At 67.2% G+C, this 8098-nt stretch carries 3 protein-coding genes and 2 pseudogenes; 3 read left to right on the top strand and 2 right to left on the bottom strand.

Annotated elements, in window-relative coordinates:
* Positions 1–94 precede the first annotated feature (94 nt).
* Positions 95–398, bottom strand: a pseudogene (locus ACIBJF_RS50645) (LOG family protein); the annotation flags it as partial.
* Positions 399–923: 525 nt separating this feature from the next.
* Here ACIBJF_RS50645 and ACIBJF_RS50640 point away from each other — a divergent pair.
* The 3 genes from ACIBJF_RS50640 to ACIBJF_RS50630 all read left to right on the top strand — a co-directional run bounded on the left by ACIBJF_RS50640 (position 924) and on the right by ACIBJF_RS50630 (position 7287).
* Positions 924–3407 carry a SpoIIE family protein phosphatase gene (locus tag ACIBJF_RS50640; protein WP_399184662.1) on the top strand — a complete coding sequence of 828 codons (2484 nt, stop codon included), beginning with the start codon at positions 924–926 and terminating at the stop codon, positions 3405–3407.
* A gap of 463 nt (positions 3408–3870) precedes the next feature.
* Positions 3871–4788: an NADP-dependent oxidoreductase gene (locus tag ACIBJF_RS50635; RefSeq protein ID WP_399184661.1), complete on the top strand. Its 918-nt coding sequence runs from the start codon at positions 3871–3873 to the stop codon at positions 4786–4788.
* 534 nt (positions 4789–5322) lie between these two features.
* Entirely contained in the window at positions 5323–7287 is a 1965-nt protein-coding gene (locus ACIBJF_RS50630) for a SpoIIE family protein phosphatase (RefSeq protein ID WP_399184660.1), read from the top strand.
* Positions 7288–7425: 138 nt separating this feature from the next.
* Here ACIBJF_RS50630 and ACIBJF_RS50625 read toward each other — a convergent pair.
* Positions 7426–8002: pseudogene (locus ACIBJF_RS50625) on the bottom strand (transposase); the annotation flags it as partial.
* Positions 8003–8098 lie beyond the last annotated feature (96 nt).

Genomic DNA, 8098 nt, shown 5'->3' with positions numbered 1-8098 from the left:
TCCATCTCCACGCTCATGCTTCCCCGCCCAGGTGGGCAGAACCCGTGTCAGACCTCACGGTCCGCATGGGATCGCTTAGCTGATTAGAGACGCTATGCTTCCTGAGCTCCAGGACCTCGGTCGCTTCGTCCAACGCCCCCACGCCGCCGGGCGTCACCACTGCCGCGCAGGACACGGTGAGCAACCGTGAATTCCGTTCAGCGAGATCTCGACTGAGATTCCCGTGAGCCGTACTCCCGACGCCTTTACTCCGTCGGTGACGACCTTCATCAGCCCGCTATCGATCCGCCCCACACCAAGGTGTGGCCGCCCCTGCCGATGAGCTCCCCGAACTCGCTGGTCGGCTGGATGTAGAGCTGGTCGAGTAGACCGTTTACACCGCGAAGCCGGAGCGCCACGTCGCATGCTCAGAGCGCCACGGTGGGGAGCGGGTTAGTGTCCCGGCTTCGTAGATCGGGATCTTGCTGTGTCCGCAGAATTGGTCTGTGAATATGTCATAGAAATGGACCATATTTCCGGTGCCACTGGGTGCGTAGCGTTGCACGCATGACTGCGAACGCAGCACACGGAAGCCCGCAGCGCCTCCCTGAGCACACGCGCCGTCCGGACTGGGCGAAGCTCGCCCCGGAGGCCTCAGGCCATGATCCGCCTGGACACGGCACCGTGATGGTCTCCCTGTGGCGGTGGTGCAGTCAGGCCCCGAGGGCCGCCCGCTGCACCCGGGCCCCGACAGGGGTCCCGTGGGAGCACGTCTGACGGGCCGAGGCCACGGCCGCAGCCACCATCGGGGGCAGTGTGAGTCGCCTGTGGCCTGCCGTGCTTGGGAGCTGGATCGCTCCTGCCCTCAACTTATCCATCCACCTACAGCCGAGTAGTCGGGGGACCGCATCGCCGGGGGGACGTAGAAGGGAAGAGCAATAGGCATGATTTCCGCAGAGACAGCAGTCTCCGAGGCTCAGACGGCCATCGAGACAGTCTGCCCAGCGATAGCTCTCCTCGACGCGCAGGGGACGGTGGTCGGATGGTCGCAGGCCGCTCAGCGGCTCGTGGGCTACTCGGCCGCGGAGGTGGTGGGGCGGTCCGCCGGTGTCCTGTTGGTGGCCGCTGACGACCGAGCAAAAGCTTCACGAGCCGCACAAGAGAGCACCCTCCGGGGCTGCTGGTCCGACCTCGCGCAGCTGCGCCACCGCGACGGCCGCAGCATCGATGTGCGCATGAGCGTGTCATCGCTGTCCGGGCAGGACGGCCGGGACTGGTGGGTCGTCTGCGCGACCGACAAGGCCTTGCTTCTCGCGTGGCAGGCCGAGGCCACAGTGGCGGAGCCGCTGCTCGCTACGCTGCCGCTGCCGAGCTGCCTGCCGGTCGGTGTCGTCGTACGGGACACGCACCTGCGCTGCATCCGGGTGAACGACACCCAGGGCTCCAAGGACGGCATCCCTCTCCCCAAGCGGCTGGGCCACAGGCTGACGGAGGCAGCGCCCGGGACGGAGACCGAAACGCTGGAGGCAGTGATGCGCCAGGTGCTGGAGAGCGGCGACCCGGCGATCAACGTGGAGTACCAGGCCTTCGTGCCGGCGAATGTGCGAAGCAGCCGCATATTGACAGCGTCCTACGTCCGTCTCGACGACGCGCAGGGGCGCGCGCTGGGCGTGTGCGTCGTGAGCGTGGACGTCACCGACAGCCGGCGGGCGCGAGAGCGTCTGGCAATCCTCGGCGAGGCCAGCAGGCGCATCGGCACCACTTTGGACGTCATGCAGACCGCGCAGGAACTGGCCGCCCTCACCGTGCCGTACCTCGCGGACTACGCCACCGTCGACTTGGCGGAGTCCGTGCAGCACGGCGAGGAGCCCTTGGCCCATCTCGGCCCGCAGGACGAGCGCATCCCCGTCTTCCGCCGTGCGGGCCTGGCCTCGATCCACCCGGGAACGCCGGAGTCCCTGTTCGCTCGCGGAGAGCCGGTCTTCGTCCCGCCCGCTTCGCCCTTCACCGGTGTCCTGCGCTCCGGGAAATCCCACTTCGAGCCGATGCTGGACACATCCACGGGCACATGGCTCGATCACCTCGACCCGGCGCGGGCGGAGAAGATCCGCGAGCACGCCATGCACTCGTTGATGGTCGTCCCGATCCACGCCCGGGGCGCAGTGCTGGGCATGGCGGTCTTCGTGCGGACGGAGGACCCCAGGCCGTTCGAGGAGGACGACCTGCTCTTGGCCGAGGAGCTCGCCAGCTGGGCAGCGCTGGCCCTGGACAACGCCCGCCAATACGTGCGCGAACGCTCCGCGGTTCTCGCCCTGCAGCGCCTGCTGCACCCCCACCGCCCCACGGGCGGCTTTGCCGCGGATGTGGCCTGGCGCTACCTGCCGGCCGACAGCCACCACGGCGTCGGGGGTGACTGGTTCGACGTGATTCCCCTTTCCGGCGCCCGCGTCGCCCTGGTCGTCGGCGACGTAGTGGGACACGGCATCAACGCGGCGGCGAAGATGGGCCAACTCCGCACCGCCATGAACACCCTCGCGGACATGGACATGCCTCCCGACGAAGTACTGTCCCGCCTCGACGAGCAGGTCATCCGCCTTACCGAGGCGGAAGACCCCCGGCACCCGGCCACCACCACGATGGCCGCCACGTGCCTGTATGCCGTCTACGACCCGGTCACCCGTACCTGCACCATGGCACGGGCCGGCCACCCCCCACCCGCGGTCATCGACCCGGACGGCCACGTCACCTTCCCCGACCTGCCCGCCGGAGCACCGCTCGGCCTCGGACTGGTCCCCTTCGAGTCCGTAACTTTGGAACTCGCCGAAGGAAGCGTGCTCGCCCTCTACACCGACGGTCTGATCGAGGCACGCGACCAGGACATCAGCGTCGGCATGAACCGTTTGCGCACGGTTCTGGCACGGCCCGATCTCCCATTGGACGATCTGTGCTCTTCGACGGTGGACACACTGCGGGCCAAGCCGCCGAGCGACGATGTCACTCTGCTCTTCGCCCGAACCCGCTCGCTGAGCGCGGACCAGGTTGCCTCTTGGCAGTTCCCCAGCGATCCCGCCGTCGTCAGCAGTGCCCGAACTCTCTCTGCCCGGCAGCTGACCCAGTGGGGGCTGGAACACCTAGCCGAGTCCACAGAGCTGATCGTCAGCGAACTATTCACCAACGCCATCATCCACGGCAACGGCGACTGGAGCAGCGATCGCACGATCGGCCTACGCCTCATCCGGCACGAGATGCTGACCTGCGAAGTCTCCGACGCCAGCCACAGCCACCCGCTTGTGCGACACCCGCGCTCCACCGACGAACACGGCCGCGGCCTCTTCCTCGTCACTCAACTGTCCCGCCGATGGGGAACCCGGCACCTCCCGGACGGCAAAGTCATCTGGGCTGATCAGCGACTGCCAGCAAGTGCGTGAAACCACTTACCCGCCCACCCAAGCGCTTGGAGGCCAGTGCCTGTGCCCCGAGAAGACCGTCCTCCTACGCACCACCATCGACTCCGACCTGGGCCACTCCGGTCGCGATCGCTGTGCCAATGCCGTGGCCTGAGCCGGTGATCGGTGCGGTCATGCCAGCAAGCCCAGCTGTCATGCATGAGGGTTCCTTTCAACGCGGTGTGGGGGATGGCCTCTCCCACGCCTCGTGGGACACCACGCGACTTCCGATGAGGGAGAACGTCTACCGGATTGCGTCTGCACCTATGTGATGAGCGTCGATCCTTCGCGCCGTCTTACCTCATTTCGCTGTTGCGCTTGTTCCTCGACGCCCTCGGGCCCCACCCCTATCGATCAGCGTGGTAAGACGCCGAGGTCTGGTGCCGCTATTACTGTCGGACCGAGAAGGCCGTGCAGGCGTGGACTGGATACAGAAAGGCGCGGGATGAAGGCGATTGTGGTGACGGATCAGGCTGCGGGAACGGCCGGGATGACGCTGGTGGAGTGGCCCGAGCCGCAGGCAGCGCTGAACGATGTCGTCGTTCAGGTTCATGCGTCGGGATTCACTCCGGGTGAGCTGACGTGGCCTTCGACCTGGACCGATCGCTTCGGCCGCGACCGGACGCCGTCGATTCCCGGGCAAGAGCTGGCCGGAGTGGTCACCGCTCTCGGCTATGGCACGAGGGGGCTGTCGGTGGGCCAGCGGGTGTTCGGCCTCGCGGACGGGCATCGGGGCGGCACCTTGGCGGAGTATGTGGCGATCGAGGCGCGTAACCTCGCGCCGCTGCCGGCCGACGTCGACTTCACGGTGGGCGCGAGTCTGCCGATGCCGGGCCTGACCGCATGGCAGGGACTGTTCGAGCACGGCCGCCTTCAGGCGGGGCAGAGCGTCCTGGTGCATGGCGCCGCCGGCGCAGTCGGGTCGATGGTTGTGCAGCTCGCACGAGAGGCCGGCGCCTACGTCATCGGCACCGGACGTACCGCCGATCGACAGACGGCGCTTGGCTTCGGCGCGCGGGAGTTCGTCGACCTCGAGAACGACGCCCTGGAAGAGGTCGGCAGGGTCGATCTGGTGTTCGATGGCATCGGCGGAGACATCGGGAATCGGTCCGCGGGCGTGATCCGCGCCGGAGGAACGTTGGTGTCCATCGCCGGCCCGCCTGAGGTGCGTCCAGCGGAGGGCCTGGTGATCGATTTCGTTGTCGTGCCCGATCGTGCCCAACTGGGTGAGGTCGTCCAGCGGGTGCGGGACGGACGGCTGCGGACGAACATCGGCAACGTCTCGACCCTCGATGACGCCGTTGCGGCCTTCAATCCGACCGAGCGGATCACCGGGAAGACGATCATCAGTGTTCGTCCGTGAGCGCCACACGCCCATCGATGCACGCCGCGGCCGACGCTGTCCAGATCGGCCGGCTGCGTCCTATGACAGCGGCCGATACCGGAGTTCGTTGCAGATCTTTGCGACCCGATCGGCCAGGGCCTTACGATGCCGCGGCCTGAGGATTGCATGACCGGTGGTGCGGCCGACGCGCCTCCGCACGGCGCACAAGCGGCACAAGACGTGTCGAGAAATCCGAAAAACGACGGCTTGGAATATGCACCCGGCTGGAACGCTGGATTCAAGTGCCGTCTGCATCGCGATACGCACGCGCGTTACATCCCACGCTGCCCGGGCGATCCCGTTGAGGTTGATGATCGCATCGCTCCACCACTGCAGCGCACGGAATGATTCCACCACAGCGGCAATCTCCCTACAGGGAGCCTGCTGTCGGCTGGTGTCCTGCTTTGCGCCCTGTTGCATGCCACTGCTGGTGGACGCGACCTGCTCTGCGGCAGATAGTGTTGTTGAAGGACGACGAGGTCATATCGCTCGACGATGGGTAGTGAGCGGCAAATGGACGCCTCGGACGAACTTCTTCAGATGGCTACACCGTCGGCTCTTTTGACCCTGGACGGTGTCATCCGCTCCCTCAACGCCCCGATGGCCACTCAACTGGGCAGGCCGTGGGAACAGTGCGTGGGTCATGGCTTCGTTGATCTACTCCCCGAGGACCAGCGCATCTCGGCTGAGGGCCTGCTGACGCACGGGGCCACGACGAAGAGGCTTGCGATGCGTGTGCTGGAATTTCCCGGCACGAGCACCGCGTCTTTGGTCTGCCTCGTCGAGGCGCGAGCGGTGACGGATTCCTCGAGCGGCGAGCGGCTTGTGTGGGTGCATTCGTTGGACGCGGGACACGACCTCGGCGGTCTGCTGATCCCATTCCAGCTTGCGGCGAAGGCCGCCGACCTCGGCCTCTGCATGTGTTCCCCCGATGAGCACCAGGTGGAGTGGCTGGGTGGCGCACCCGCCCTGGCCGCGCTCTTCCCGCAGGCGTCGGTGCCCCGGTCCAAGATGATCAGGCGAGTGCACCCTGATGACCGGAAGGACGTGCAGCGCCTTGTGCGCTCGTCCGCCGCCCAGTCCCCGTGGATCAGGTCGCGCTTCCTCACCGAGCACGATGGCTGGCATATTCTCGCAGCCCAGGTCCGCCGGATCCAGTTGGGATACGGCGGCCCCGAACGGGTCTTCGCGGTGATCCGCGACGACACCCAGTCGGAGGCACACCGCCGAGAGACGCTGGCCGAGGCGAGCGCGGAGCGGGAGCGCGCCGACGGGATCACCGCGTTCTCCTCCGCCCTGTTCAGCGCCGCCACCGAGCAGGAACTGCAGCAGGTTGTCCTGGCCCGGCTCGCCGCGGCCGTCGGAGGTTCCGGCGCCCTCTTCGCACTCGTCGACGATGGCCGCTTGCGGGTCTCCTCGGATGCCGGGATCCCCACGTGGGAGGTTGATGCTCTGTTCGGCCTGTCGCTGGATGAGGACCGGCCGTTGCCCTACGTGATCCGTACCGGTCAGGCGCAGTTCTTCCACAACCACGAGGAGTTTGCTCGCCGGTGGCTGAATGATGACGGTCTGCCCCTGCCGCGCCCCGTCCCAGGCACCGCCTTGTCGATCACACCCCTCAGCCCGGTGGGCGACCGGCCGCTCGGGGCCTGGGTGGTGAGGTACGACAGTGAGCACCCTCCGTCCTCAGAGAACCTCGCCTTCATGACGACTCTGGCCGAATTGGCAGGCAAGGCACTGAGGGCCATCAGGTTGCAACAAGCCCACGTCGAGTTGTCCATGGCGGTCCAAGACAGCATGCTCCCGACGCTGCCGGAGCACCTACCAGGCCTGGAGATCGCCGCCCGTTACCAGCCCAGCCGGGATGGGCTGGATATCGGCGGAGACTGGTATGACGCGTTCTTCCTACCCGACGGTGCGATCGCACTGGAAATCGGCGACGCTCAAGGGCACGACGTGGATGCCGCAGTTTTCATGGGCCAGGTGCGCTCGTCCATGCGCGCGATCGCCGCGCACGAGCCTGACCCGGGAACGGTGCTGACGCGTACCAACGAGTTGCTCGTCGCGATGGACGCGCCACGCTTCGCAAGCTGCACCATGCTGCACCTCGATCCACGTGACGGACAGGTCATCGGCACCAGCGCCGGCCATGTACCACTGCTCCACGCACGCGACGACGGCAGCCACACCATCCGCACACTTCCCGCCGGCCCGGTCCTGGGAATCGTGCCTGGCACCGAGTACCCAGAGGAGACCTTCACTTTGGAAGAGGGCACCGCGCTGGTCATGGTCACCGATGGTGTGGTCGAAGGGCCGAGCCTGTCCCTGGACGCCGGACTGGAGCGAGCGGGAGCGCTGGCCGGCCGAGCCCTCCAGGACCGGCTCGGCGTCGAGGCGACCGCAGACCGAGTACTCGACGCGGTGGCCGCGGTGGACCACCTCGACGACGTGGCCGTGCTGGTCATCCGACGCGCATGAGACTCGATACGTCTCCCCGGCCGGCAAGCCGCCCTCCAGCCCTCATTCACCGGAGCAGCGTCAGCCCAGGGAGAGTCCCCCCAACTGCTCCCGGACGGGGCGGCGAAGCGGCTCAAACGCCAGGCGCAAAAGCCTTTCTCACCGTTCCTGGAGACTGGGCGGGCGTGAGTCCAGTTGCCAGGACTCATGCTCAGCCGAACGTCCCGAACGATGGTGGGAGTTCTGGTCCACCGCGTTCGCTCAGCGTCCGGCGCGCACGGATGGGGTCCGTGGTCCGATGCGGGGGCGGTTTCCCTCGCACCCCGGGGTGCCCGGTCGGGCCTGGATGGTCCGAGGCCCCATACGATCGCTCCGGTCGTGTGGGGGCGGTGCCGTCCGTCGCCTGATCGGGTGTCCCAGGGCGCGCCTTCCGATTGCCACGGCGGTCGCGTCGTGGCGCGTGGTCTTGTGACGTTTGGCGGTGAGGGGCTTTTGCCAGTGCTGGGGCGCCCCACTTGGAGGTGTAGGCCGTGTCGACGGCGACGAGGGGCATGCCGAGTTCGGCCGCCATGCCGGCCGGCCGAGCCCGCAGCCGGCTGACGGGCATGCCGGAGATGAGCTTGCGGAACTTCTTGCGGCGGCCGTGCTTCTCGCGGGTTGTCTCGGCCGTGAAGTCGAGGTCCTCGACTGCGACCGCGAGACAGTGGCGCTGGGCCCATTGCAGCAGACGGATCAGGGTGAGGTTCCCCCTGCCGGCCGGACAGCTTGATACTGGGACGGATGGTCCCGGAGGAAGCAGTCACAGGTAGTGAGTAGCAAGAGCAACATGAGT

The organism is Streptomyces sp. NPDC050743 (assembly GCF_044456925.1).
Lineage (GTDB): Bacteria > Actinomycetota > Actinomycetes > Streptomycetales > Streptomycetaceae > Streptomyces.
Note: the sequence above shows the minus strand (reverse complement) of the source record. Positions and strands in the feature narration are given on the sequence as shown.